Raw genomic sequence first — 24,686 nt, forward strand, 5'->3', positions numbered from 1 at the left:
ATCTATCAGTTATCTTTGTGGTATGATCGCTATTGAGTTTCCCGCACCGGATTTCAAAATTGTACAGGAGAATGGTAAAACGCTCATTTTTGACCGTTTCCGTAAAAAGCATGTGGTATTGACTCCGGAGGAATGGGTACGGCAGAACTTTCTTAATTACCTGGTGAGCATCCTTGGATATCCTGCTTCGCTGATCGGTATAGAGAAGGAAATATACCTGGGGGAACTCCGGAAGCGATGTGATATTGTCGTTTATAATAGAGATATGCAGCCCTGGATGATCGTGGAGTGTAAGGAGATGGACGTGCCACTTACCCAAAGCACGCTGGAGCAGATCGTCCGTTACCATATGGTACTGCCAACGGCTTACCTGGTCATCACCAACGGGGTAAACACCTTCTGTTGCCAACATATGATAGATGCACAACAATGGCAATTCATAGCACAGTTACCTGCTCATTTGTGATATTATTTTAACATGGCTTGTTTTTAATGGCCTGTTACTTGGGGATGATCTGGTTAAACCCAGTACTATCGCCCTTGTATACATGAAGTAAGGGTGGACTTAAGGTGGAGATGAGGTGGACTTGAGTTGGACTTAATATCAGAACAAAATAGAGAAAATGATATAAAGAGAGGGTGTACCCTGCAAAGATACACCCTCTTTTGTAAACTTTTATATTGATATACATATCAAGGGAAAATACCTAACTGGTCGTAAGCAGCTCCCACTTTATCGATAGCACATACGTATGCGGCGGTACGCATATCGTGAATATCAGGGTGATTGACCATGATAGTCCGCACTTCATGCAGTGCAGCATGCATGGTTTCTTCCAGACCGGAATACACCAGATCAACTTCATCTGCACCGTGTGCAATAAATTTCCTTTCTCTTTCTGATACTTTTTTTCCGGTGAGGTCTTCGATCACACCCAGGATGTGGATATTCATATTCTCATCGAAGCGTTTTCCCAGACGGCCATAACGCACGTGGCTGAGGTTTTTCAACCATTCGAAGTAAGAAACGGTCACACCGCCGGCGTTGAGGAACATGTCAGGTACTACGATAACACCTTTCTTGTTCAGGATCTCATCTGCTTCCGGAGTGATAGGGCCGTTAGCACCTTCACCGATTATTTTAGCCTTGATACGTGGAGCGTTCTCTTTGTGGATCACGTTCTCCAGCGCTGCTGGTATCAGGATATCACAATCCATTTCCAGGCCTTCTCCATTTGCTGCCAGTGTTTTTGCACCCGGGAAGTTAACAATGGAACCTGTTTCAGCCCTGTGTTTCAGCACGGCATCAGGATCCAGGCCTTTTTCGCTGTACAATGCGCCATCCCATTCTATCAGGCCTACGATGATAGCACCTGCTTCATGAAAATATTTAGCAGCATGGTAACCCACATTACCCATACCCTGTACGATCACTCTTTTACCGATGATACCCGGTTCGAGACCGATACGGCTCATATCTTCCTTGATGTTGCAGAGTTCCTGCAAACCAAAGAATACGCCAAGACCGGTAGCTTCTTTACGGCCACGTACACCGCCCTGGGAAACCGGTTTACCGGTTACGCAACCGTAACCGTCTACTTCGCCCGGACGGAGGCTCATGTAAGTATCCAGGATCCAGCTCATTTCCCTTTCACCGGTACCATAGTCAGGGGCAGGAACATCCACTCCGGGTCCGATGAAATTCTTCTTTACCAGTTCCGCGGTGTAACGGCGGGTAATGTTTTCCAACTGGAATGGGGAATAGTTACGTGGATTGATCTTGATACCTCCTTTGGCGCCGCCAAAAGGAACGTTTACGATAGCGCATTTGTAGGTCATGAGCGCAGCGAGCGCCATTACCTCATCCTGGTTAACGGCATCGCTGAAACGGATACCACCTTTACAGGGCAGTTTGTGGTGTGAGTGTTGAACGCGGTAGGCTTCTATTACTTCGATCTTGTCCCCAATGCGTACCGGGAATTTAATCTGGTACACAGCATTGCAGGCCTTGATCTGTTCAAGAATCCCGTTTTCCCATTTCGTGAATTTTGCGGCTTTGTCAAAACTTCTTTCTACGCTCTTAAAGAAGTCATAATGTTGCTCTTGCGCCATAAGACAATTGTTTTGGTAAAATATGTAGAGTTGGACTTATTTGCCGTGGATGCCGTCCCGTCGTTCCAGCCTGGTTATTTTCCGGTCGAGCGCTATCAAAAAGATCACAATGCCGATAAAGATAATCAGTAGCACTCCTACTATAACATATATCTTGCCATTGCTCCGGAAAAATTCGTTTACAGGCCCTGTCTCCGTATTCTGATTCTGGTTTTCCTGCGCATTAGCGAAAAGAGAAACGAGTAACAGTAAGCAGGTACAGCAGAAAGAAAACGCTTTGTTGATCATTTAAAAATATTTTTTAGCTCTAGTTTTTTATACCGTACAAACAGGGTATAGATCCATACACTCAACAAGACCCAACCAATGAATGCCGGGTATAATACCATTCTCATATGGTCGTCGGTGTCACTGGATGCAAATCCAGGCGTGGTGGCGCTTCCGGGATGAAGGGAATCCACCATACGTGGGATGATATACGTTAAGGGAATCAACAAAGCGAATGCGAAAACGTTAAATACGGCTGAGATCCTGGCGCGTTTGTCAATGTCAGGGATGGACAGACGCAGTACGAGATAAGCCATATAGATCATGAGTGCCACAGCGGTCAGCATCTGTTTGGGATCGCTGGTAAAGGAGCCTCCCCATGTGTAGGTAGCCCATAGTGTACCTGTTGCGAAACCCAGAATACCATAAAACACGCCTACATTGGCTGCTGCGCTGGCATATACATCTCTGCGGAGGTCGTATTTAGAAAGATAGAGAACGGAATTGACTACGGAGATCGTAAACATGGTGTACATGCACATCCACATAGGAACGTGAAAGAAGAGGCCGCGGGAAGACTGCCCGTTTGTGCCGATAATCGGTATTTCAATTGTAAATCCCGCTATGATTACATAGACAAGGAGTAATACCGCTAGAGCTTTCCACCAATGCTTTGCCATTTGAACCAACTATATTGTGGGCAAACCTACACGTTTTATCACTAATCACAAAATTCAGTAACCTGTTTCCCGTCATCCGGGCTCAGGTTGTTAATCTTTCCATAAAAATGGGAATAAAACCAGCGACAGGGCAATGATCAGGATGTCCATGCTTCCTAACATAAGGAACATTTTGGGCAATCCTGGCTGGTATACTGTGATGAAAGAAGACTTGGCGATATTAGACAGCAGCATGAGCAGGGGCAGCATGATCGGGAACCCCATAATAGCCATCAATGCGGCATTCTGGTTGGCCTGGGCCGCAATAGCCGCCAGCATGGTAAAAAGCAGGGACAGACTGATACCGCCCAACAGGCATATTCCTGTAAAATACAGGAAACTGGTAACCGGATTGCCCAGGAACATCATACAACACACGATCGTGATCAGTGTCATGACGGACATCAATATAACATTGTAGATCAATTTGGCCACTATAAAGCTGCGGGGATGTACGAGGGAATAGAAATACAGGAGACGGCCCCTGTTTTCCTGCAGGAAGCTTTTGGCAACGGCATTAACGGCCACGAACAGCTGCACCACCCAGAAAAGTGCATTCCAAAGCTTTTCCTCCGGCTTATTGATCATCAGGTTAATCACAAATACGGTAGATATAATATATAAGAGGATACCGTAAAAGGCATACTTCTGCCTCAATTCCAGCAGTATGTCCTTTTTTACCAGGGTGATTGTTTGTCTGAAAGGGCTAGATTTCATGTTGGCGCAAAGATAGGAGAATCACTTATATTCGCTTCCATGAAAAAAATACTGGTAGCCAACCGTGGTGAGATTGCACTGCGCATTATGCGATCAGCCAGGGAAATGGGCATCGCAACAGTAGCCGTATATTCCGAGGCCGACCGTGCTATGCCATTTGTACAATATGCAGATGAAGCGGTGTGTATAGGCCCGGCCCCCTCCAACCAATCCTATCTGCTGACAGATAAGATCATGGGCGCTGCCCGGCAGACCGGGGCAGACGCTATCCATCCCGGATATGGTTTTCTCAGTGAGAATGCCCGTTTTGCACAGGCGGTAAAAGATGCCGGCCTTACCTTTATTGGTCCCAGCCCCTCCTCCATTGAGGTAATGGGTAGCAAGCTGGCGGCTAAACAGGCAGCCCAGCGGTTTGGCGTTCCCATGGTACCCGGTACTGAAACGCCCTTGCGCAGTATCGATGAGGCCAGGGAAGTGGTAAAAAAGACCGGATTCCCCATCCTGATCAAGGCTTCCGCCGGTGGTGGAGGTAAGGGGATGCGGGTGGTCAACCATGCCGATGAGCTGGAAGAACAAGTCAGACTGGCCAAAAGTGAGGCCATGAGTGCATTTGGAGATGATGCGGTATTCATTGAGAAGTATGTAGGCGCGCCCCGGCATATCGAGATCCAGGTACTGGGCGATCAGCACGGCAATTATGTTTATCTGTTTGAGCGTGAGTGCTCTATACAGAGACGGCACCAGAAACTGATCGAGGAGGCGCCCTCCTCCTGCCTGACACCCGACATCCGGGAAGCAATGGGTAAATGTGCACTGGATGTAGCCCGCGCCTGCCAGTATTATGGGGCCGGCACCGTTGAGTTCCTCGTAGACGAAAATCTGCAGTTTTATTTCCTGGAAATGAATACCCGCCTGCAGGTGGAACACCCTGTTACGGAAATGATCACAGGGCTGGACCTGGTAAAAGAGCAGATCCGGGTGGCCAGGGGCGAAAAGCTCGCCTTTAGTCAGGCCGACCTTAAAATAAACGGACACGCCATCGAACTGCGCATCTGTGCGGAAGATCCGGCCAATAACTTCTTACCTGACACGGGTACACTCACCACCTATGTGCGTCCGCAGGGTTATGGCATTCGCGTAGATGACGGTTATGAGCAGGGAATGGACATCCCCATCTATTATGATCCTATGATCTCCAAACTGATAGCCTGGGGAGTCGACCGGGAAGAAGCCAGGGAACGGCTGCTGCGTGCTATCAGTGAATACCATGTAAAAGGCATCCGTACTACGCTGCCATTCGGCAGCTGGGCGCTGCAACAGCCCGCATTTATTAATGGCGCTTTTGACACTAATTTTATCGGGAAGTATTTTACCCCGCAATCGCTGGACCATTCGGACCCTGAAGCGGCAAAAGCCGCGGCCATACTGGCCGTACAGGTATGGCAGGACCAGCAACGCAGGGATAAACAGCAACCTGTGAACCTGCAGCAAAAACTTTGGAAGAACAGAAAATTGTTAAGATAATATAAAAGCGCAGTACAGTAACGGTAAAACTGACTAGTTTTGTTGCTGTACAAATATTTTATGAAAAGGTTCATTTTACTGGTATTAGATTTTTTTTACCAACCCTTCGCAAAGCTGATGCCTTTGCAAACCTTCCGTTACCTTGCCTGTGGCAGCGGTAATACGGCGATGGATATCCTATTGTATTACATCAGCTACCATTTCATCCTGAATGAAAAACCTGTACATTTCTCCTTCCTGACCATCAGTCCGCATATTGCTGCATTGTTTATGGCCATGACGGTTACATTCCCTACAGGTTTCCTGCTGAGTAAATACATCGTCTTCTCTGAATCCAACCTGAAAGGAAGGATACAGCTGGTCCGCTATTTTATGCTGGTGGGCATCTGTATCTGCCTGAACTATGGATTTATGAAGCTATTCGTTGATTATCTGCACATCTATCCAACGATTGCTAAAATATTGACAACCATCTTTGTAGTAGGGTTCAGCTATCTGACACAGAAGAAATTCACGTTTAAGGTGAAAGAGGCCTGACACTCGTCACAAAAGTTAAAGATATAATTGAAAAGGCCGTATCAGGTGATTCTGATACGGCCTTTTCAATTATATGCGCGGTGTACATCAGTCTACATTGTTATAATAGCAATGCCTGCATCGGGGCTCGTACACGTCTGTTTCTCCGAGCAATACGGTGCTCTTTTCTTTCGTCTTCCGGTAGGAGTAATTGGCGATATTGCCACATTTTACACAGATGGCGTGGAGCTTGGTAATATAGTCGGCCTTTGCCAGCAGGAAAGGCATCTGTCCGAAGGGCTTGCCCAGGTAATCCATGTCCAGCCCCGCCACTATTACCCTGATACCACGCAATGCCAGCTGATCACAAACTTCGGGCAATTCACCGTCAAAGAACTGTGCTTCGTCAATGCCCACGACATCGACTTCCTGCGCCAGGAGCAATATTTGCTGGGAGTTTTCCAGTGGTGTGCTGATGATACGGCTTTCATCGTGAGATACGATGTGTTGCACGTCGTAACGTGTATCAATCACCGGTTTAAAGATCTCTACTTTTAAGTTGGCTATCCGGGCCCGTTTCAATCTTCTGATCAATTCCTCCGTCTTCCCGGAAAACATTGAGCCACAGATTACTTCTATCCACCCTCTTCGCCCTCCTGCTAGAGAAGGTTCAATAAACATATTTTAGTATTTGATTAACAGTTAATTAAAATGCCCTAACTTTATGCAAATAAAATAAATTCCCCCATATCGCGTTAACAATTAAGGCATGGAACGCATTTTGCATTCAATTTATTTTTTTTACTGCTATGGAAAAAATAAGTGCATTAATTGATAAGTTACAGGAATTAAAGAACTCAAACGCCGGGCTGCAGTCGATATCGTACTATGTACAGCTTTTACAGGCAGAGATCTTACACGCAAGGAATCTTCAAAGGGAGGAGGAACGCATACAGCAAAGGCAGGACAGCCATGTTGCAGTGATCATGCCAGCTACTCCCCTTACAACGACGGCGACTCCAGCCACTATTATTGTTGAAGTACCTGTAACAACATCATCCAGAGAGACATTACCGGAAAATAAACAGGAACCCGTAACGGAGGCATCGACCTTAATGTTACCGTTGCAAAACACGTCCCTACCCAAACCCGCAGCAGCACCTGCGGCTACGATGAACGGGCACGCCGATGTTCCTGTCAATGCTCCTCAACCTACAGTTGCTGCCACCAACGGCGCTACTTCCTATCCATCTACCGCTGCGGCTCCTTCTTTCACTCCTCCGCAAACGGAACAGGCTCCGGACAGGAAACCGGCCTTCGTTACCATCTATAGTAATACAGATGTACCGAAACCGGTGGTTAGCACGCCATCGGTCAACGGCGAGAAAAAGCCTGAAACCAACGGTGTACATAAGGAGCTGAAAGAGCTGAACCAAATGATCGCTCAGAACACTACCTCACTCAACGATCGCCTGAAGCAAACGCAGACGGAATTGGGAGACCGATTCAATGAAATTCCGGTCAAAGACCTGCGCCAGGCTATCGGGATCAATGATAAATTCCAGTTCATACAGGAATTATTCCGCGGTGATGTAGATACTTACGAACGTTCCGTTAAGACCATCAACGAGTTGCATTCTCTGCAGGAAGCGGAATACTGGATTGAAAGAGAATTAAAGATCCGTCAGGGATGGGTGGACGACAACCGTACTGTAAGGCAGTTCTACAACCTCGTCAAGAAGCGTTTTTCCTGAATATACTGTAGTATTTTACTGGTAGCTCCCTTGTTTTCAGCCACATAGTCTTTGGCGTTGGCGCCTACTTGCAGGCGGATGGATTCATCCTGCAACAGCTTGCCCATCTGTGTATCAAAAGTACTCAGATCATGAATGCTGATGCCTCCGCCGGCAGCGATCAATGCAGCGGCTTCCGGGTATTTATGGAATACAGGCCCGAACAGTACAGGCTTGCCATAGGTAGCGGGTTCCAGTATATTGTGAATGCCATCTTTCCCAAAACCTCCTCCCACATAAGTTATAGCAGCATAGCGGTATAATACCGACAGCATGCCTATATTATCTATCAGCAATACACGCCCCGGTTGCTTCTTCTCTGTTTTTATCCATGCAGTATATCTTATGGCTTCCGGGAACAATTCCAGCAGCTTACTGATATGAGCCATCTCTATTTCATGAGGAGCAATGACGAGGCAGGGGCCATCCTTGTCCTGTTGTTGCTTCCACCACGCGGCCAGCAGGGTTTCATCTGCATCCCAGGTGCTTCCGGCGATAATAGCCTGCCGGGTACCAATAAATGCTCCGATACCGGGCAGTGAGCGTTCTTCCTCCTGTAGGGCCCAGACCCTGTCAAAGCGGGTATCGCCCGCCAGGGCTGTGTGTTGGATGCCTATCTGTTCCAGCAGGGACATGGATTCCCTGTTCTGCACAAAAATGTAGCTGAACTGCTGCAACAGCTTCCGGAACATACCACCGTAGGGTTTGAAGAAAGGCTGTCCTGGCCTGAATATACCCGAAATAAGGAGTACCGGCACCTTTTCCCGGTAGAGGCGTGTGAGCATATGGTACCAGAACTCGTATTTGATAAAGATGGCCAGGGCCGGCTTTACGATACGGATAAAATCCTTTGCATTCTGAGGTGTGTCCAGGGGCAGATAGCAGACATAGTCCGCACCGGGATAGTCTTTACGCACCTCATAACCTGAGGGCGAGAAAAAGGTAAGCAGGATCTTACAATGCGGATATTGCTGCCGGAGGGCTTCCAGGACAGGGCGTCCCTGTTCAAACTCTCCCAGGGAGGCGGCATGTATCCAAACGATGGGACCGGCATTGGGCAGGTGCTGTTCCAGCGCCGTTCTCCAGTGGCGGCGCCCTTCCAGCCACTTCCGGGCCTTGGCATTGCCTGTAGCTGCGGCCAGGGCCACTCCTGCTTTGTATCCTCTTATTCCCAGATTGTATATGATGGTGCTTACCGGCATGCCTGAAGGTACTTTAACTGTTTTTTGGATCGGCTGCAAAGATACTGCCCATCCTATGTCAATTTTTGTAAATTTGCTCACTTTAAACAAAATATCTATCCCACACATGGTTCCTATTCAAATGGTGGATTTAAAACGCCAATACTTGAAAATAAAGCCGCAGGTAGATGCTGCGATGACTGAAGTGCTCGATAATGCTGCTTTTATTAATGGTGCACCAGTACAACAATTCACCAATGCGCTGCAGACTTACCTCGGTGTAAAACATGTCATTCCCTGTGCCAATGGTACCGATGCACTGCAAATAGCCATGATGGCGCTCGATCTTCAACCGGGCGATGAAGTGATCACTCCTTCCTTCACTTTCATTGCTACTGCGGAGGTGATTGCCCTGTTACAGCTGAAACCTGTATTTGTGGACGTAGATCCTAAAACATTCTGCCTGGACCCTGTGCAGGTAGAAAAAGCGATTACACCAAAAACAAAGGCGATTGTTCCTGTACACCTGTATGGTCATAGTGCAGAAATGGAGCCTATTATGGAGATCTCCAGGAAACATAATATCCCTGTTATTGAAGATAATGCACAGGCGATAGGCGGACATTATACTTTTTCTGACGGCACTACCCAGAAACTGGGTGCAATCGGACAGATAGGATGTACCTCCTTCTTCCCTTCCAAAAACCTGGGTTGCTACGGAGATGGTGGCGCTATCTTCACCAATGATGATGCGCTGGCCGCTAAAATAAGAATGATTGCCAATCACGGACAATCTGCCCGTTACTACCATGATGTAGTGGGTGTAAACTCCCGCCTCGATACGCTGCAGGCGGTTGTACTGAATATCAAACTACCATTGCTGGATGAATATATTAAAGCACGTCGCGCTGTAGCGGATGCTTATGATGCCGGTTTTGCAGGCATCCCACAGATCACTACTCCATACAGAGCCGGCAACAGCTATCATGTATATCATCAGTATACACTGCAGCTGAACGGCGCTGACCGCAATGAATTACAACAATATCTTGCGGAACGCAAGATACCTGCAATGATCTATTATCCTGTTCCTGCACACCGTCAAAAAATGTTCGAGAATTTCGGTGGTGCTGAATTCAATCTTCCGGTTACAGACAACCTTACCTCAAAGGTCATTTCATTACCGATACATACTGAGATGGACGCTGACCAGCTACAGTACATCATTGATTCAGTTAAATCATTCTTAAACCAAAACTCCAAATGAAAATTACAGTAGTAGGTACAGGCTATGTAGGCCTGGTTACAGGTACCTGCTTCGCTGAGACGGGCAATGACGTTGTCTGCGTTGACATAGATGTCAACAAAGTCAACAAGCTCTCCAACGGGCAGATCACCATCTATGAACCTGGACTTGAGAAATTGTTCGAGCGTAACCTCAAAGAAGAACGTCTTCATTTCACTACCAATCTCGCTGATGGTGTAAAACATGGGGAAGTGATCTTTCTTGCCCTGCCTACACCTCCGGGCGAAGATGGATCTGCTGACCTTTCCTATATTCTGCGTGTAGCAGATGAATTGGGAAAGCTCATCACAGATTACAAAGTGATTGTTGATAAAAGTACTGTACCCGTAGGCACTGCCGAAAAGGTACAGGCTACCGTTGCGCGACACTGCAAACATCCTTTTGATGTAGTCTCCAATCCGGAGTTCCTGCGTGAAGGAGTAGCGGTAGATGACTTTATGAAACCTGACCGCGTGGTGATCGGCACCCGCTCAGAAAGGGCGCGTAAAGTAATGGGAGACCTGTTTGCGCCGTTCGTGCGTCAGGGTAACCCTATACTGTACATGGATGAGAAATCTGCAGAACTGACTAAATATGCAGCGAACTCCTTCCTGGCCACCAAGATCTCTTTCATGAACGAGATCGCTATTCTGTGCGAAAAACTGGGCGCTGATGTGGATATGGTACGCAGAGGTGTGGGCAGCGACGACAGGATCGGTAAACGCTTCCTGTTCCCTGGCATTGGTTACGGCGGCAGCTGCTTCCCGAAAGATGTGCAGGCGCTGGTAAAATCATCTGAAGATGCCGCGTATGAGTTCAAAATACTGACGGCAGTAATGGATGTGAATGAGCGGCAGAAACTGTTCCTCATGCCAAAGATCGAGGCATGGTTCAAAGATGAACTGAAAGGCAAACATTTCGCACTCTGGGGACTGGCCTTCAAACCTAATACAGATGACATCCGCGAAGCACCGGCATTATACATGATAGATGCCCTGCTGGCTGCAGGAGCGACTGTAACGGTATTTGATCCTGAAGCAATGGCAAATGTGCACCGTCTCATTGGTGACAAAGTTACATATGCCTCCAGCCAGTATGAATGCCTTGCAGATGCAGACGCCCTGATCATTGCTACAGAATGGAGCGTGTTCAGGACACCTGATTTTGACAAGATCGGCACTTCTCTTAAAAATAAACTGATATTCGACGGAAGGAACCTGTTTGATGTAGCCCGCATGGCTGAACTGGGTTTCCATTACGAAAGTGTCGGACGCGCTGCTGCTACTAACTAACTTATCACACATTGAAAATGCCTATTGAAATGAAAAGAGTACTAATTACCGGCGCTGCCGGCTTCCTGGGATCACACCTGTGTGATCGCTTTATTAAAGAAGGATACCGTGTTGTAGGGATGGACAATCTCCTGACCGGCAACATCAAGAATATAGAACATCTTTTTCCTTTACCGGAATTTGAATATTACCATCATGATGTAAGCAAATTCGTACATGTACCAGGTGAACTGGATTACATCCTGCACTTTGCTTCTCCAGCCAGCCCTATCGACTACCTGAAAATGCCTATCCAGACATTGAAGGTGGGTTCATTAGGTACGCACAACCTGCTGGGTCTTGCCAAAGAAAAAAAGGCACGTATCCTGGTGGCGTCTACATCTGAGGTATATGGCGATCCGACAGTGCATCCACAGCCGGAAGAATACTGGGGTAATGTGAACCCGGTAGGTCCCCGTGGCGTGTATGACGAAGCTAAACGTTTCATGGAATCCATCACCATGGCTTATCACAATTTCCATGGTGTAGATACAAGGATCATCAGGATCTTTAATACCTATGGTCCGCGTATGCGCCTCGATGATGGCCGTGCACTGCCAGCTTTCATGAGCCAGGCGCTGACCGGACAGGACCTCACCGTTTTTGGCGATGGTTCCCAGACCCGCTCTTTCTGTTATGTATCTGACCTCGTGGATGGTATTTACCGCCTGTTGCTAAGCGATTATCACCTTCCGGTGAACGTCGGCAACCCGGCAGAGATCACCCTGAAAGAATTTGCAGAAGAGATCCTGGCATTGACAGGCAGCAAACAAAAGATTATCTATCAGCCACTTCCTAAAGATGATCCGAAACAAAGAAAACCGGATATCACGAAAGCACAGGAAATACTGGGCTGGGCGCCAAAAGTGGACAGGAAAGAGGGACTGAAGATCACTTTTGAATATTTCAAACAGGCGCTGAATAAATAATTCCGGATAGCGGGTGAGCCTTTACTACCTAAACAGGTTAGATAAAGGTTCATCCGCAATTCGTAATTTGTAGCCCGAAATTAAATAATCATTATGCACAACACCATATTAATCACCGGTGGCGCAGGATTTATTGGGTCTCATGTAGTTAGGTTATTTGTCAATAACTACCCTCATTACCAGATCATCAATCTGGATGCACTAACCTATGCCGGTAATCTTGAAAACCTGAAAGACATCAAGGATAAGCCTAATTACAAGTTTGTGAAAGGTGATATTACTGATGAATCATTCATCGATGAGCTGTTTGCTACGCATAAATTCGATGGCGTGATCCATCTGGCGGCGGAGAGTCATGTGGACAGATCTATCATGGATCCGCTGGCCTTTATCAAGACCAACGTGATGGGTACTGCCGTGCTGCTGAATGCTGCCAGGAAGTATTGGAAAGACAATTATGAGGGCAAACTGTTCTATCATGTGTCAACCGATGAAGTATATGGTAGTTTGGGAGAAGAAGGTTTCTTCACCGAAGAGACTGCATATGATCCCCGTTCCCCTTATTCTGCTTCTAAAGCAAGTTCGGATCATTTTGTGAAGGCATATTATCACACTTATCATTTGCCCGCTATTATATCCAACTGTTCCAATAACTACGGATCAAATCATTTCCCGGAAAAATTAATTCCGCTAGCTATCCACAATATCAAGAACAACAAGCCGGTGCCGGTATATGGTAAAGGTGAGAATGTACGCGACTGGTTGTTTGTGGAAGATCATGCCAGAGCAATAGATACTATTTTCCATAAGGGCCGCGTAGGGGAAACCTACAACATCGGTGGTTTCAACGAGTGGAAAAATATTGACCTTATTAACCTGCTGTGCATCATCATGGACAAAAAGCTCCAACGTGCACCGGGTACTTCTGCTAAACTGATCACTTTCGTAAAAGACCGCGCCGGCCATGACCTGCGCTATGCTATTGATGCTACCAAGCTCAATAAAGAACTGGGCTGGGCACCTTCCCTCCAGTTTGAAGAAGGTCTTGAAAAAACAGTGGAATGGTACCTCTCCAACGAAGAATGGCTGGAACATGTAACCAGCGGGTCGTATCAGGATTATTACAGTGAGCAGTATCAAAAGAGATAACTATGCCATTTACCGAAACAGGGATACCGGGGTTATTAGTATACGAACCCAGGGTGTTTAATGATAGCCGTGGCTACTTTTTTGAGAGCTACAGCGCACAAACCTTTGAACAGCAGGGATTACACCTGCCTTTTGTACAGGATAACCAGGCTCGTTCCACCTACGGTGTACTGAGAGGATTACATTACCAGCTGGAGCCATATGCGCAGACAAAACTGGTGAGGGTACTGGAAGGAAAGATCATAGATGTGGCCGTAGATATCCGTAAAGGCTCTCCTACTTATGGTAAGGCTTTTACCATAGAACTGAGCGCTGAAAATAAATTACAGCTGCTGGTGCCGAAAGGCTTTGCCCACGGTTATTCCGTGATAAGTGAAACAGCAGAGGTGATGTATAAATGCGATAACTTTTATCATAAAGCCAGTGAAGGAGGTATTATCTATAATGATCCGGCACTGAACATTGACTGGGGTATTGACCTGGCTGATGCTATTGTGTCAGAGAAGGATATCGTGCTGCCTACACTCGAAAACTGTACGCATAACTTCGTTTTCAATCCAAATAATTAAATGAAAAATATTCTGGTAACCGGCGCCAATGGCCAGCTGGGACAAGCATTGAAAAAGATTGCTGCGGATTATTCCGGGTTTTCCTTCGTGTATACCGACTTCAATGAGCTGGATATTACCAGTGAGGAAGCTGTCAGTAACTTTTTCTCGCAGCAGGAAATACACGCCTGTATCAACTGTGCGGCGTATACTGCGGTAGACAAGGCGGAGAACGATGAGGAACTGGCCTTCAAACTGAACTTTGAAGCAGTACTGAACCTGGCTAATATTTGCCAGCAGCATAATGCGCGGCTGGTACATATTTCCACTGACTATGTGTTTGACGGCAAACAGAACGTGCCTTATACAGAAACTGACGATGCCAGCCCTACCAGCATCTACGGAAGTTCCAAACTGCGTGGTGAAGCTGCCGCTGTAGACGTTAATCCGGATACGATCGTGATACGCACCTCCTGGTTGTATTCCGAATTCGGTGTCAACTTCGTAAAACGTATGCGCGAGCTGATGCAGGAGAAAGAACACCTGAATGTGGTATTTGACCAGGCAGGTACGCCTACCTATGCAGTAGACCTGGCAAAAGCCATTCTAAGCGCCCTGACTAAAGTATGGGATGCGCCGGGTAATTATGGCGGGGTATATCACTTCAGCAATGAAGGGGTGACCAGCTGGTATGATTTTGCAGTAGCTATCCGCGAGCTGACAGGAGCATCCTGCACCGTGGCGCCTATCACTTCTGATATGTATCCCACTCCGGCCAAAAGACCGGCTTACAGTGTCCTGAACAAACAAAAGATCAAAGATACTTTCGGATTACAGATCCTTCACTGGCGTGAGAGCCTGAAGGAGTGCCTGAAAAGCCTGTAAAACCGGGTTCAAAAAAAGAAAGCCTTCCGTCAGGGCGGAAGGCTTTCTTTTTTATATCATCAGGTTATTTCTTTACATGGGTAATCTCCATATGGCCGGCCAGTTTACCATCTTTGGAGGTTTCCGTTTTCACTACGCCAAAGCCAGGAGCAAACCATTCTGCTGCCACCATCTCCATCGGGATATTCATTCCCATCATTTTCATAGAGAGACTCATGTTGTAAGTGATCTTATAACAATCCCAGCTACCGCCAGCAGTCGTCACCTTTTCCTTACCAGACACCTTACGGTCGCTCACTTTATACTGGAGGCTCATATCCATGCCATTAACGTTACCGCTCATTTCGAAAGCACCGTCCGGCAGTGACTGCCCTTCCTTCAGGTTGGCCGGGTAATTCAGAAAGGCATTCCCGTCAGACTCCATTTTCATGTCCTGCAACTGGGGAAGATTGGGTAGGGACATTTTCATATCAATCATGATCTCCCCTCCATTACACTTGAATTTTCCCTTTCCTGAAGAGATCGTCTTTCCTTTTACATCTTTAAGCGTAGAAGTAAAGTCAGATACGCTGGCAGTCCCTTCCTTACTGACAGACAATACATTGTAAACATTCTTAGCGACAGCAGTCCCCTTTGCATCGAACATGGTCATCTCTACTTCTGCATTGTTCAGCATATAGTAGTAGTTCTTACAGTCCTGGGCACTTAATGCGCTGACTGTCAGCGACAGACATGCGATTAAAAACAAGATTTTTCTCATAGTGTACTCTTTACAGAAGATGGCGGTTTTATCCGGGATTCAATGTACGAATTTAAGGTACATAGCCGTTCCCCCGCATATCGTTTAAAATTCTTTTCTTACGTTTGCAAAAATTATCCCAATTAATCATGAACCTGATAGAGGAATTACGCTGGAGAGGAATGGTGCAGGATATAATGCCGGGCACAGAGGAGCAATTATTAAAAGAAATGACCAGTGCTTATGTAGGATTTGACCCTACGGCAGACTCCCTTCATATAGGTAGCCTTGTGCCGATCCTGCTGCTGGTACACTTACAAAGGGCTGGCCATAAGCCATTTGCGCTGGTAGGTGGTGCTACCGGTATGGTAGGCGATCCTTCCTTTAAAGCAGAAGAGCGGAAAATGCTGGACCTGGATACCCTGGCGCACAACCAGAAAGGTATCAAGGCGCAGTTAGAGAAATTCCTGGATTTTGATCCGGCAAAGCCTAATGCCGCTGAAATGGTCAATAACTTCGACTGGTTTAAAGACATTTCCTTCCTGGATTTCATCCGTGACGTAGGTAAACACATTACTGTTAACTACATGATGTCCAAAGATTCTGTAAAAAGGAGACTGGAAGGAGACAGCGGTATGTCATTTACAGAATTCACCTATCAGCTGATTCAGGGATACGACTTTTATCATTTATACACTGCGAAGGGCGTTAAGCTTCAGATGGGCGGCTCCGACCAGTGGGGTAATATAGTGACGGGTACGGAGCTGGTCCGCCGTAAAGCGAATGGTGAAGCGTTTGCGTTTACCTGTCCGCTGTTAAAAAAAGCAGATGGCTCAAAGTTCGGAAAGTCAGAGAGAGGAAATGTGTGGTTGGACCCTCAGAAGACGTCTCCATATCTGTTTTACCAGTTCTGGGTGAAGACAACTGATGAAGATGCCAAAAACTATATCAAAATCTTTACTTTCCTTAATCAGGAAGAGATTGATGAACTGATTAAAACCCATGATCAGGCACCTCATCTACGGCTGCTCCAAAAAAGACTGGCTCAGGAACTTACCATCTTTGTCCATAGTGAAAAGGAATATGAATTTGCTATAAAGGCAACTGAAATGCTGTTTGGTAAAGACACTGCCGACGTATTGCAATCACTAACTGAACAACAACTTCTGGAAGTGATGGACGGTGTTCCTCAGTTTGAATTTGCCGCATCCGAATTGGAAACAGGAAAAGATATCGTTTCATTCCTGGCAGAAACGGGTATTCTGCCCAGTAAAGGTGAAGCCAGAAAGATGGTACAGAACAATGGTATCAGCGTTAACAAAGTAAAGGTGACTGGGATAGACATGGTGGTCAACAAAAACCAGCTGCTGAATGGCAAGTATATACTGGTACAGAGAGGCAGTAATAAATTTAATCTGGTAATAGTAAAGTAAATACCAAAATAGTATAAGAACAAGGGCTGGCATTTCATCATTGCCGGCCTTTGTTATTTAATGCCTTTCCGTTGAACCTGTAACAATTATTCTACTCTATATCCAGTTCCCCATGCTCCCCTTCCTGATACTTCTTCCCTGTAATAATCGACGTCAGCATATTAAAGAAGATCACCATTTTACTGGAAGAATTATCCCAGAACCAGGCTTGTTTTGTATCTACCTTCAGCAGACATAAGTGGGGATCATCAACCCCCTCGGGGAACCAGGCCTCTACTGCAGGTGTCCATAACTGCTTCATTTTCTCCCGGTCAACGATGATAGAACCGATACCGAAGATATTCAGGTAAGTATTATGACCGGGATGGGAATAAATGAGGTTTAGCTCGTTATTCTCTGAAATCTGGGTCACTTTTCCCGAATATTCGTTGGAAAAGAACCATACATTTCCCTCTTTATCCACATCAACAGTGGCCATGGGCCTGGAAATGACGTGTCCGTGATCATCTATGGTGGTGAACATGCATATCCGTACTTCGTTGATCAGATCGCTGACTTTCCGGATAGCATCTTCTCTTTTAAGGATTGCACCCATTTTACTGTGTTTGCTATGAACAATAAAAATTCATGCCATAACTCAAAAAAAAGCAGGGTATTGTTAGTACAACACCCTGCTTTTCAACTATTTTCCTGATTAGTTACTTCAGTCCGTACTTATGTTTATAACGCTCATACAGCTGTTTGTGTTTATTATCCAGGTTGAGCTCCCTACCCTGGATAAAGGCGTGGGTAACAACACTACTGCGCATATCCAGTAAATCTCCGGTACTGACAACGATATTGGCATCTTTACCTGTTTCCAGGGAACCGGTACTTTTATCAATACCCAGGATGCGGGCTGTATTTAGCGTCACCGCACTCAGCGCCTGTTCTTTGGTAAGACCATAGGTGCTGGCTGTACCTGCTTCAAAAGGCAGGTTACGCTGTTGCCAGAAGCCTTCATTGCTCAGGCAATACAATACGCCCGCCTGCTGTAGTTGAGCAGCTGTTTTATATGGCTGATCAACATCATCATCCTGCGATACCGGCAGGCTATGTGGCTGGATCAGCACTACGGCAATATTATTTTGTTTCAGCACATCTGCAATCATCCAGGAGTCTGCTCCTCCAGCAATCACTACATCGATCCCAAACTCTTTTGCAAAGTCAACAGCCACCAGCATTTCCTTTACGAAGTTACAGTGAATGAAAAGTTTCTGCTCTTTCGTAAAAAGCTTTCTCACAGCTTCAAACTTCAGGTTCACTTCATTGTGTTTGTCTTCCTGCAGATAGGCCTTTGCCTCACGCAGGAAGGTACGCACCTTCGCGGTCTTTTCTGCAAATTCCGCAGCCACATCTTTCGTAACAGGGAAACGTCCTGGTACAGAAGGCGGCGGCAACAGGCTGGGCATATAGAAATGGATGGCCCCGTCTTTCTTATAGGCAGCATCTTCCCAGTTCCAGGCATCGAGCTGTACTACGGAGGAGGAGCCCGGTATCATTCCACCTTCTGGTGTTACCTGTGCCAGCAGGATACCGTTGGAACGCAGGGTATTGATCACTTTTGAGTCGGTATTATACGCTACCAGCGAACGTACGGAAGGGTTGATCTCACCTACTTCACTGAAGTCATTTGTAGACCTTACAGCTTCCACTTCCGTCAGACCAAGATTACTCAGTGGTGCTATAACGCCGGGATATACATGATTTCCCTTCAGGTCCATGATAGTTCCATCGGCGCCGGGCGCAGGAAGATTATTACCTATGGCAGTGATCTTACCATTGGAAAAGGTCAGTGCGCCATTTTCGATCACCTGTCCGTTACCTACGTGAATAGTGGCATTGATGAGATATACAGTCTTTCCCTGCAGCGGTGCAGGATATATTGTTTCCTGGGCAAATGCAGCCGTACAGGAAAGCGCGGTGATATATGTTAATATGATCCGTTTCATGATGTTTAGTTGATGCGTCGGGCAATTACAATTCGTTATTTCCATCTGTCAGGCGCTGCTGGTGGCCTCCCTGCAGATCTTCACAATGATACATTTCGTCTACGGTAGCAGCAGCTTTCTGAGTAGGCGTCCCTTTTTTCTTTTCTCCCAGCATTTTCTGCACCAGGCGGTTGCGCTCAGCGCTGATACGCTGACGCAGCTCCAGGTCTTTCTCACGGTCGAAGTATACAATACCGTCTACGAGCGTTTTATCAGCCTTTGCATAGACGCTAAGGGGGTTATCACTCCAGAGTACCAGGTCAGCGTCTTTACCTGCTTTGATACTACCTACATGTCCGTCTACATGCAGTAGTTTAGCCGGATTGAGCGTCACCAGTTTCAGTGCTTCCTCTTCTGTCATGTTACCATACTTGATACTTTTTGCCGCTTCCTGGTTCAGTCTGCGGGCCATTTCGGCATCATCAGAATTGATGGCAACATTTACCCCTACACGTTGCATAATAGTAGCGTTGTAGGGAATAGCATCCTGTACTTCCATCTTATAAGCCCACCAGTCTGCGAAGGTTCCTGCGCCGGCGCCATGTTGTTTCATTTTATCAGCTACCTTATATCCTTCGAGGATGTGCGTGAATGTATTCACCCGGAAGTGGAAGGTATCTGCCACATGCAGCAGCATATTGATCTCGCTCTGTACGTAAGAGTGACAGGTAATAAAGCGCTTGCTGTTCAGGATCTCTACCAATGCATCCAGTTCCAGGTCGCGGCGTTTGTCTGCGCCTGCTTTTTCATAATCACGGGCGCGGGTAAAGGCGTCTGTCAATACCTGTTCCACTCCCATACGCGTTTGTGGGAAACGTTCACGCTGACGCTCTCCCCAGTTGGACTGTTTCACGTTTTCACCCAATGCGAATTTGATGAACGGATCAGCACCGGCAAACTTCAGTTCTTCTGCATCAGCACCCCAGCGCAGCTTTATCAGCTGGCTCTGTCCGCCGATAGTATTGGCTGAACCATGCAGCAGGTGAGAGGCTGTTACACCGCCACTCAGCTGCCTGTAGATGTTCACATCATCAGGATTTACCACGTCTGCAATACGCACTTCTGAAGTTACTGATTGCGTACCTTCATTCACTCCTTTGGAAATAGCGATATGCGAGTGCTCGTCAATGATACCTGCTGTAAGGTGTTTTCCTGTACCATCAATCACGCGGGCATTACCGGCAGGCAGGTTCTTTCCTATCTGAGCGATCTTGCCGTTGCGTACCAGTACATCTGTATTTTCCAGTTTACCCTCCTGCTCGTTTGTCCAGACGGTGGCGTTCTTTATCAGCAGATCCTGCTGTTTAGGCAATGTTTCCCATCCGTAGCCATTGAAAGGGAAATAGATATTCCCGATCTGCGGAGCAGTCTTTGGTTTGGCTGTATCCTGTTTGGTATAGGCAGCGCTGAACACCGCATTCCATTTCACCCATTTTCCGCTTGTATCTACGCCTGTACCTGTCCATTCTGCATCGCCAGCTATACCGCTCAGGCGTAACTGAGCGCCACCTTTTTTCAGAGGAAATGCCAGTTTTACCAGCTCACCATTTATGGTAACAGTACCTGCCAGTGTATCCTGCTGTAGGAGCGACAGTGCAGGTGCGGCAGCTGTTCCTTTTAACAGAAGGGTATATTTGGTATTGCCGGGATTCACAGTGAGTGTATAGGTACCTCGCACATCTTTCCAGCCTTCATCTTTTACAACATATTTTTTTCCCTGTATCCAGTTTTGAAACAGTACAGTATTCTCATTGAAAAGGGTACCGGAAGTTACCAGGAAGTTAGCCAGTTTACCAGCTTCCAGTGAACCTACCTGGTCATCGGCCTTAATGATACGTGCAGGCGCCAGCGTCAATGCATCCAATGCTTTCTGTTCACTGAGACCGTATTCAATAGATTTCCTTACAGCTGCGAGCAACTGTTTTACATCTTTCAATCCCGAAGCGGTAAAGCAGAAAGGGATATTCGCCTTTTCAAAAGCAGCGGCTTCTGTAGGGGCCAGTTCCCAGTGTTTCATTTCACTCAGGGCCACAAAGCGCGCATCATTGGGATCTTCTACATCTATAGGCTGAGGAAAGTTTAAGGGCAGGATGAATGATGCTTTTGTAGCGATCATTTCAGGCATACGCTGATATTCATTACCACTGGCTTTGATGATATATTGTACACCGAATTCGTCGCCTATTTTATCTGCACGTAATACATCCCATTTATCAGCTACTTCAAATACCTGCGGTAAGGCACGGTTGTCATTCCAGGCCTGCAGGGTGAGGTTAGTACCCTCTTTTGCCGGATGTGACTGATACCACTGGGCATCAAGATATGTCTGCCGCAGCAGGGCAATGCTCCCCATTAAAGAGCTGGGATAGTTCTGTGTAGAACTTCCTTTATCGAAAGAATAATGTGCACTTGCTTTCTCTTTTATCAGCGCTTTATTATCACGCCCATCTGCCAGCGTTACCAGTACGCCGGTACCACGGGCTATACCATCCTGCTGATGCGCCAATACAGTACCGAAACCTACGTTCCTGAGTGCTTCTGCCTCAGTGCCATCTATCGTAAAAACAGTAGCTGCATTCACTTCACTCTTGATGGCCTGGTTCCAGCCGTAGGCGCCTTTTGTGGCAGACAGGAACTGTACCTCACTTCTGTAACCACCCGGGGCTTTCTTCACGGCAGGTGTGCCGTAATCGCTATACAGGTCTACGAAAGAGGGATAGATATATTTGCCTTCACAGTCGATCACTACAGCGTCTTTAGGTACGGGCCCATTGCCAACACTCACTATACGGCCATTACGGATCACCAGGGTAGCATTGTTCAGAACAGTACCTGCGTTTTTTACAATAGTAGCTTTGACAAAGGCATAACAGCCTTCTCTGTTGTCAGCCACACCATTCACAGGGAAGGTCACCTGTGCTTGGGCATAACTACCCGCAAGCAGGCCGCCCAGCAGGAGACACAGACGGGAAAGCCGCTTACGCGGCAAAGAAAATTTACTCATTGGCTTTTGTTTGACTATTTAGTTTAGATTTTGGGTTCATAGCAACCTGACTATCAGAAGGGTTCTACAAGGCGATAATACCAGCTGACCCTTAAAAATAACAAATGATTAATGCGCTGTCTGCATGTTTATCAAGTTTTTTGATGATTGGTATTAATATTGCAGTAATTACCTATATTTAACAGGAGAACAATTCCCTTTTTATGAAAAGACATATGATCCGGATCAGTGGGCTGCTGGTATGTCTGTTACTGGCTTTCAGCGGTACCAGCATGGCGCAGCAAGGAGATAGCACCACAACAAAAAAAGTACGCTTTACACCCGAAGACCGTGCTAATAAAATGAGCGATAAACTTGACCGGCGGTTGAACCTTTCCAGACAGCAGGACAAAGACATTCATACGATTAACACTGATATAACCCGTCGTATGGAAGAACTCAAGCATAACACCACGCTTTCCAAAAAAGATAAGATGCAGCAGATAAAAGCATTGAACGAAGAACGCAGCCAACGTTTTAAATCAGTGCTGACGCCTGACCAGTTTAAGAAATGGAATGACTGGGAAATGAAGAAGAAAGAACAAATGGAAGCCAGAATGGACAAGAGACAACAAAAACGCAATGCCCGCTGACGATATATGGTTGTCAATAACCTGCAATGCAGGACGCCATTGAATTGTTGTTCCATCCCTGCTGGTCCTGCAATTGGCATTACAGTAATGCCGACTGATTGTATTAAATCCTGCATATCAGTCATACCACTGCATCTCACCATATCAATCTTACCTTTATTTAACCTGCTTCACTACCTGCATCTCAGATTATTTTTCTAATATTATGCGCGCTGTACAGCCAGCATAGAGTGTATGTTACAACATATTTCTGCGGAGCCAGTCCGTTTATTATAAAACCTTTCATGTGGATCGACAGGATCTTTATACACAGTTTCGCCAACTATTCCAGGAATTCTATGACCCTCTTTGTAAGTATGCATTTCACCTGATAACTGACAGAGACGGCAGTGAAGATATAGTCCAGGAAGTATTTACCCGTATCTGGGAAAAACACCAGGATGTCATTTTATCCCCGAAGATCCGGGCTTACCTGTATCAGGCAGTACGGAACAGCTGTTTTAATTTCCTGGAACAAAAGAAGCGTTTCCCGGTGTCCAGCACTGACTGGCATACGGAAGATGAAACGGCTGCTGCCTGGGACCTAGCCGACGGAGCAGAAGAGGATAACCTGCAGGCTTACAGGGAATTACTCAAGAACGGGATTGACCAGCTTCCCCCAAAATGCAGAGAGGTATTCCTATTGAGCCGGACGGGACACCTCAGTAACCAGGAAATTGCCGACAACCTGGGCATTTCTGTCAATACCGTCAACAACCAGACCTGGAAGGCCATGAAACTGCTCAAGGCTTTTGTACGACAGGCGAGAATATGGGTGTTACCTTTTTTTTCATTTTTTCTGCAAGACAATAGGAGTTTTTAAAAAAGTCTTGTCTTACATCGGGGATAACTTATGATACAGATACCTGAACATATCGTTTCGATCATTATTAAACATTTACGCGCCATTCAGACCGCTGCTGAGGAGGATACATTGCTGGCATGGATAACGGAGAGTGAAGAACATGAAAAAGCTTATCAGCAGGTAGTCAGATTATGGAATGATTCCGGCAGCATACTGGGGCAGCCCGCGTTTGATACTGCCAGGGCATGGGAAAAGCTGGACAGTTCCCTGGATCATGGCGCCCCTGTGGGGAAAACGGTGAAGATCCGCCTTATGCGACTGGCAGTGGCGGCCTGTATGGTGGGTATACTTGCGCTTGCCGGCTGGATATTTTACCAGCAGCAGGATAAGACCATCCTGACGATTGCAGCAGCAGGCAAAGGCAGCCAACGGCTGACGCTTCCTGACGGCTCCCTGGTCATACTACGGGAAGGTGCCTCCATCCGTTACCCTAAGGCATTTAATGCCAGAGAAAGGGCCGTTACAGTTACCGGGGAATCTTATTTTGATGTACAGCAGGAAACCGGTCATCCCTTCCGGATACAAACCGCCAGGGCAACTATCGAAGTATTAGGCACCTCCTTTACCATCAACAGTAATGAGCATCAGGACCGGCTGATAGTAAGCAGCGGAAAAGTGCTTTTTACAGGCAAAGACCAGCATGCCGGCCAGCATGTCGTTACGGCACAGCAAGACGCTGTATTGGACGAAAAAGGCATTAACATCGTACCGGTCAAAGATTCCAATTACCTGTCGTGGCAGACAGGGATCCTGCAATTTGATAATGCTCCTTTTGCAGCCGTAGTGATGGCCCTTGCCGACTACTATCACCTGCATATAAAGGCAGACAGTCTGCTGACAAGGCAACCGGAATTATCCACTATTACTGCCCGGTTTGAGCATCAGCCATTGGAGCAGGTGCTGGAGGAAATCAAGCTGTTGATAAATGTGAGTTACCGTAAGCAAAACGACACAATCATATTCTATCAATCACAATAAAACATCCTGT

The 24,686-nt window shown here is 46.6% G+C and carries 24 protein-coding genes; 14 read left to right on the forward strand and 10 right to left on the reverse strand.

The genetic code is table 11. The features are described 5' to 3' along the window. Positions 1 to 22: 22 nt before the first annotated feature. Positions 23 to 466, forward strand: coding sequence for a type I restriction enzyme HsdR N-terminal domain-containing protein (locus CLV42_RS22375; RefSeq protein WP_106604149.1), 444 nt, complete (start codon positions 23 to 25; stop codon positions 464 to 466). 227 nt (positions 467 to 693) lie between these two features. Here CLV42_RS22375 and CLV42_RS22380 read toward each other — a convergent pair whose 3' ends face one another. The 4 genes from CLV42_RS22380 to CLV42_RS22395 form a co-directional block, all read right to left on the reverse strand. Further along, positions 694 to 2,112, reverse strand: a complete 1,419-nt coding sequence (locus CLV42_RS22380; protein ID WP_106604150.1) for a Glu/Leu/Phe/Val family dehydrogenase — start codon at positions 2,110 to 2,112, stop codon at positions 694 to 696. A 36-nt stretch (positions 2,113 to 2,148) separates the two neighbouring features. Then, positions 2,149 to 2,400 (reverse strand): CcmD family protein, encoded by a 252-nt coding sequence (locus tag CLV42_RS22385; RefSeq protein WP_106604151.1) that lies wholly within the window; start codon positions 2,398 to 2,400, stop codon positions 2,149 to 2,151. Beyond that, positions 2,397 to 3,059, reverse strand: a complete 663-nt coding sequence (gene ccsA, locus CLV42_RS22390) for a cytochrome c biogenesis protein CcsA (RefSeq protein ID WP_106604152.1) — start codon at positions 3,057 to 3,059, stop codon at positions 2,397 to 2,399. Before ccsA ends, CLV42_RS22385 begins: the two co-directional genes overlap by 4 nt. Positions 3,060 to 3,149: 90 nt before the next feature. After that, a complete protein-coding gene (locus CLV42_RS22395) occupies positions 3,150 to 3,815 on the reverse strand; it encodes a heme exporter protein CcmB (protein ID WP_106604153.1) in 666 nt (221 codons plus the stop codon). Between the two features lie 39 nt (positions 3,816 to 3,854). On the opposite strand from CLV42_RS22395, the gene accC reads away from it, so the two are divergent. Both accC and CLV42_RS22405 read left to right on the forward strand, forming a co-directional pair. Then, complete coding sequence (accC, locus tag CLV42_RS22400) at positions 3,855 to 5,339, forward strand: acetyl-CoA carboxylase biotin carboxylase subunit (protein WP_106604154.1); 1,485 nt, start codon at positions 3,855 to 3,857, stop codon at positions 5,337 to 5,339. 60 nt (positions 5,340 to 5,399) lie between these two features. Further along, positions 5,400 to 5,876, forward strand: coding sequence for a GtrA family protein (locus CLV42_RS22405; protein ID WP_106604155.1), 477 nt, complete (start codon positions 5,400 to 5,402; stop codon positions 5,874 to 5,876). Positions 5,877 to 5,963: 87 nt separating this feature from the next. On the opposite strand, the gene CLV42_RS22410 is transcribed toward CLV42_RS22405, so the two are convergent. Further along, entirely contained in the window at positions 5,964 to 6,536 is a 573-nt protein-coding gene (locus CLV42_RS22410; protein WP_106604156.1) for a thymidine kinase, read from the reverse strand. 128 nt (positions 6,537 to 6,664) lie between these two features. On the opposite strand from CLV42_RS22410, the gene CLV42_RS22415 reads away from it, so the two are divergent. Next, entirely contained in the window at positions 6,665 to 7,609 is a 945-nt protein-coding gene (locus tag CLV42_RS22415; RefSeq protein ID WP_106604157.1) for a hypothetical protein, read from the forward strand. Here CLV42_RS22415 and CLV42_RS22420 read toward each other — a convergent pair. Further along, positions 7,579 to 8,931, reverse strand: coding sequence for a 3-deoxy-D-manno-octulosonic acid transferase (locus CLV42_RS22420; RefSeq protein WP_170117605.1), 1,353 nt, complete (start codon positions 8,929 to 8,931; stop codon positions 7,579 to 7,581). The genes CLV42_RS22415 and CLV42_RS22420 overlap by 31 nt on opposite strands. A gap of 25 nt (positions 8,932 to 8,956) precedes the next feature. Between CLV42_RS22420 and CLV42_RS22425 the strand changes: the two genes are divergently transcribed. The 6 genes from CLV42_RS22425 to rfbD all read left to right on the forward strand — a co-directional run bounded on the left by CLV42_RS22425 (position 8,957) and on the right by rfbD (position 14,956). Then, complete coding sequence (locus CLV42_RS22425; RefSeq protein ID WP_106604159.1) at positions 8,957 to 10,096, forward strand: DegT/DnrJ/EryC1/StrS family aminotransferase; 1,140 nt, start codon at positions 8,957 to 8,959, stop codon at positions 10,094 to 10,096. Further along, a complete protein-coding gene (locus tag CLV42_RS22430; RefSeq protein ID WP_106604160.1) occupies positions 10,093 to 11,406 on the forward strand; it encodes a UDP-glucose dehydrogenase family protein in 1,314 nt (437 codons plus the stop codon). The genes CLV42_RS22425 and CLV42_RS22430 overlap by 4 nt, the downstream gene beginning before the upstream one ends. A 29-nt stretch (positions 11,407 to 11,435) precedes the next feature. Then, positions 11,436 to 12,374, forward strand: a complete 939-nt coding sequence (locus CLV42_RS22435; RefSeq protein WP_245901718.1) for a UDP-glucuronic acid decarboxylase family protein — start codon at positions 11,436 to 11,438, stop codon at positions 12,372 to 12,374. Between the two features lie 93 nt (positions 12,375 to 12,467). Next, positions 12,468 to 13,523, forward strand: a complete 1,056-nt coding sequence (rfbB, locus tag CLV42_RS22440; RefSeq protein ID WP_106604161.1) for a dTDP-glucose 4,6-dehydratase — start codon at positions 12,468 to 12,470, stop codon at positions 13,521 to 13,523. 2 nt (positions 13,524 to 13,525) lie between these two features. Beyond that, the gene (rfbC, locus tag CLV42_RS22445) at positions 13,526 to 14,092 is read left to right on the forward strand and encodes a dTDP-4-dehydrorhamnose 3,5-epimerase (protein WP_106604162.1); all 567 of its coding nucleotides are present in this window, start codon (positions 13,526 to 13,528) and stop codon (positions 14,090 to 14,092) included. Then, complete coding sequence (gene rfbD / locus CLV42_RS22450) at positions 14,093 to 14,956, forward strand: dTDP-4-dehydrorhamnose reductase (RefSeq protein ID WP_106604163.1); 864 nt, start codon at positions 14,093 to 14,095, stop codon at positions 14,954 to 14,956. It begins immediately after the preceding gene. A gap of 64 nt (positions 14,957 to 15,020) precedes the next feature. Here rfbD and CLV42_RS22455 read toward each other — a convergent pair whose 3' ends face one another. Next, positions 15,021 to 15,716, reverse strand: a complete 696-nt coding sequence (locus tag CLV42_RS22455; RefSeq protein ID WP_106604164.1) for a TapB family protein — start codon at positions 15,714 to 15,716, stop codon at positions 15,021 to 15,023. Positions 15,717 to 15,844: 128 nt separating this feature from the next. Here CLV42_RS22455 and tyrS point away from each other — a divergent pair, with 128 nt between their 5' ends. Beyond that, the gene (gene tyrS, locus CLV42_RS22460) at positions 15,845 to 17,128 is read left to right on the forward strand and encodes a tyrosine--tRNA ligase (protein WP_106604165.1); all 1,284 of its coding nucleotides are present in this window, start codon (positions 15,845 to 15,847) and stop codon (positions 17,126 to 17,128) included. Positions 17,129 to 17,219: 91 nt separating this feature from the next. Here tyrS and CLV42_RS22465 read toward each other — a convergent pair whose 3' ends face one another. The 3 genes from CLV42_RS22465 to CLV42_RS22475 all read right to left on the reverse strand — a co-directional run bounded on the left by CLV42_RS22465 (position 17,220) and on the right by CLV42_RS22475 (position 22,162). After that, the gene (locus CLV42_RS22465; RefSeq protein ID WP_106604166.1) at positions 17,220 to 17,723 is read right to left on the reverse strand and encodes a pyridoxamine 5'-phosphate oxidase family protein; all 504 of its coding nucleotides are present in this window, start codon (positions 17,721 to 17,723) and stop codon (positions 17,220 to 17,222) included. 103 nt (positions 17,724 to 17,826) lie between these two features. Then, a complete protein-coding gene (locus tag CLV42_RS22470; RefSeq protein ID WP_106604167.1) occupies positions 17,827 to 19,119 on the reverse strand; it encodes an amidohydrolase family protein in 1,293 nt (430 codons plus the stop codon). A 25-nt stretch (positions 19,120 to 19,144) separates the two neighbouring features. Then, the gene (locus tag CLV42_RS22475) at positions 19,145 to 22,162 is read right to left on the reverse strand and encodes an amidohydrolase family protein (RefSeq protein WP_106604168.1); all 3,018 of its coding nucleotides are present in this window, start codon (positions 22,160 to 22,162) and stop codon (positions 19,145 to 19,147) included. A 203-nt stretch (positions 22,163 to 22,365) separates the two neighbouring features. On the opposite strand from CLV42_RS22475, the gene CLV42_RS22480 reads away from it, so the two are divergent. The 3 genes from CLV42_RS22480 to CLV42_RS22490 all read left to right on the forward strand — a co-directional run bounded on the left by CLV42_RS22480 (position 22,366) and on the right by CLV42_RS22490 (position 24,676). Then, positions 22,366 to 22,794: a hypothetical protein gene (locus tag CLV42_RS22480; RefSeq protein WP_106604169.1), complete on the forward strand. Its 429-nt coding sequence runs from the start codon at positions 22,366 to 22,368 to the stop codon at positions 22,792 to 22,794. Positions 22,795 to 23,080: 286 nt separating this feature from the next. Further along, positions 23,081 to 23,656 (forward strand): RNA polymerase sigma-70 factor, encoded by a 576-nt coding sequence (locus CLV42_RS22485; RefSeq protein WP_170117606.1) that lies wholly within the window; start codon positions 23,081 to 23,083, stop codon positions 23,654 to 23,656. Positions 23,657 to 23,686: 30 nt separating this feature from the next. Further along, positions 23,687 to 24,676, forward strand: coding sequence for a FecR family protein (locus CLV42_RS22490; protein ID WP_106604171.1), 990 nt, complete (start codon positions 23,687 to 23,689; stop codon positions 24,674 to 24,676). The last annotated feature ends 10 nt before the right edge of the window (positions 24,677 to 24,686 follow it).

It is taken from the genome of Chitinophaga ginsengisoli, assembly GCF_003014595.1.
GTDB classification, from domain to species: Bacteria; Bacteroidota; Bacteroidia; order Chitinophagales; family Chitinophagaceae; genus Chitinophaga; species Chitinophaga ginsengisoli.

What these genes read in the sequence shown, in the direction of transcription:
- CLV42_RS22375 (WP_106604149.1), top strand. Translation starts at nt 23, where the DNA reads ATGATCGCTATTGAGTTTCCCGCACCGGATTTCAAAATTGTACAGGAG.
- CLV42_RS22380 (WP_106604150.1), bottom strand. Translation starts at nt 2,112, where the DNA reads ATGGCGCAAGAGCAACATTATGACTTCTTTAAGAGCGTAGAAAGAAGT.
- CLV42_RS22385 (WP_106604151.1), bottom strand. Translation starts at nt 2,400, where the DNA reads ATGATCAACAAAGCGTTTTCTTTCTGCTGTACCTGCTTACTGTTACTC.
- ccsA (WP_106604152.1), bottom strand. Translation starts at nt 3,059, where the DNA reads ATGGCAAAGCATTGGTGGAAAGCTCTAGCGGTATTACTCCTTGTCTAT.
- CLV42_RS22395 (WP_106604153.1), bottom strand. Translation starts at nt 3,815, where the DNA reads ATGAAATCTAGCCCTTTCAGACAAACAATCACCCTGGTAAAAAAGGAC.
- accC (WP_106604154.1), top strand. Translation starts at nt 3,855, where the DNA reads ATGAAAAAAATACTGGTAGCCAACCGTGGTGAGATTGCACTGCGCATT.
- CLV42_RS22405 (WP_106604155.1), top strand. Translation starts at nt 5,400, where the DNA reads ATGAAAAGGTTCATTTTACTGGTATTAGATTTTTTTTACCAACCCTTC.
- CLV42_RS22410 (WP_106604156.1), bottom strand. Translation starts at nt 6,536, where the DNA reads ATGTTTATTGAACCTTCTCTAGCAGGAGGGCGAAGAGGGTGGATAGAA.
- CLV42_RS22415 (WP_106604157.1), top strand. Translation starts at nt 6,665, where the DNA reads ATGGAAAAAATAAGTGCATTAATTGATAAGTTACAGGAATTAAAGAAC.
- CLV42_RS22425 (WP_106604159.1), top strand. Translation starts at nt 8,957, where the DNA reads ATGGTTCCTATTCAAATGGTGGATTTAAAACGCCAATACTTGAAAATA.
- CLV42_RS22430 (WP_106604160.1), top strand. Translation starts at nt 10,093, where the DNA reads ATGAAAATTACAGTAGTAGGTACAGGCTATGTAGGCCTGGTTACAGGT.
- CLV42_RS22435 (WP_245901718.1), top strand. Translation starts at nt 11,436, where the DNA reads ATGAAAAGAGTACTAATTACCGGCGCTGCCGGCTTCCTGGGATCACAC.
- rfbB (WP_106604161.1), top strand. Translation starts at nt 12,468, where the DNA reads ATGCACAACACCATATTAATCACCGGTGGCGCAGGATTTATTGGGTCT.
- rfbC (WP_106604162.1), top strand. Translation starts at nt 13,526, where the DNA reads ATGCCATTTACCGAAACAGGGATACCGGGGTTATTAGTATACGAACCC.
- rfbD (WP_106604163.1), top strand. Translation starts at nt 14,093, where the DNA reads ATGAAAAATATTCTGGTAACCGGCGCCAATGGCCAGCTGGGACAAGCA.
- CLV42_RS22455 (WP_106604164.1), bottom strand. Translation starts at nt 15,716, where the DNA reads ATGAGAAAAATCTTGTTTTTAATCGCATGTCTGTCGCTGACAGTCAGC.
- tyrS (WP_106604165.1), top strand. Translation starts at nt 15,845, where the DNA reads ATGAACCTGATAGAGGAATTACGCTGGAGAGGAATGGTGCAGGATATA.
- CLV42_RS22465 (WP_106604166.1), bottom strand. Translation starts at nt 17,723, where the DNA reads ATGGGTGCAATCCTTAAAAGAGAAGATGCTATCCGGAAAGTCAGCGAT.
- CLV42_RS22470 (WP_106604167.1), bottom strand. Translation starts at nt 19,119, where the DNA reads ATGAAACGGATCATATTAACATATATCACCGCGCTTTCCTGTACGGCT.
- CLV42_RS22475 (WP_106604168.1), bottom strand. Translation starts at nt 22,162, where the DNA reads ATGAGTAAATTTTCTTTGCCGCGTAAGCGGCTTTCCCGTCTGTGTCTC.
- CLV42_RS22480 (WP_106604169.1), top strand. Translation starts at nt 22,366, where the DNA reads ATGAAAAGACATATGATCCGGATCAGTGGGCTGCTGGTATGTCTGTTA.
- CLV42_RS22490 (WP_106604171.1), top strand. Translation starts at nt 23,687, where the DNA reads ATGATACAGATACCTGAACATATCGTTTCGATCATTATTAAACATTTA.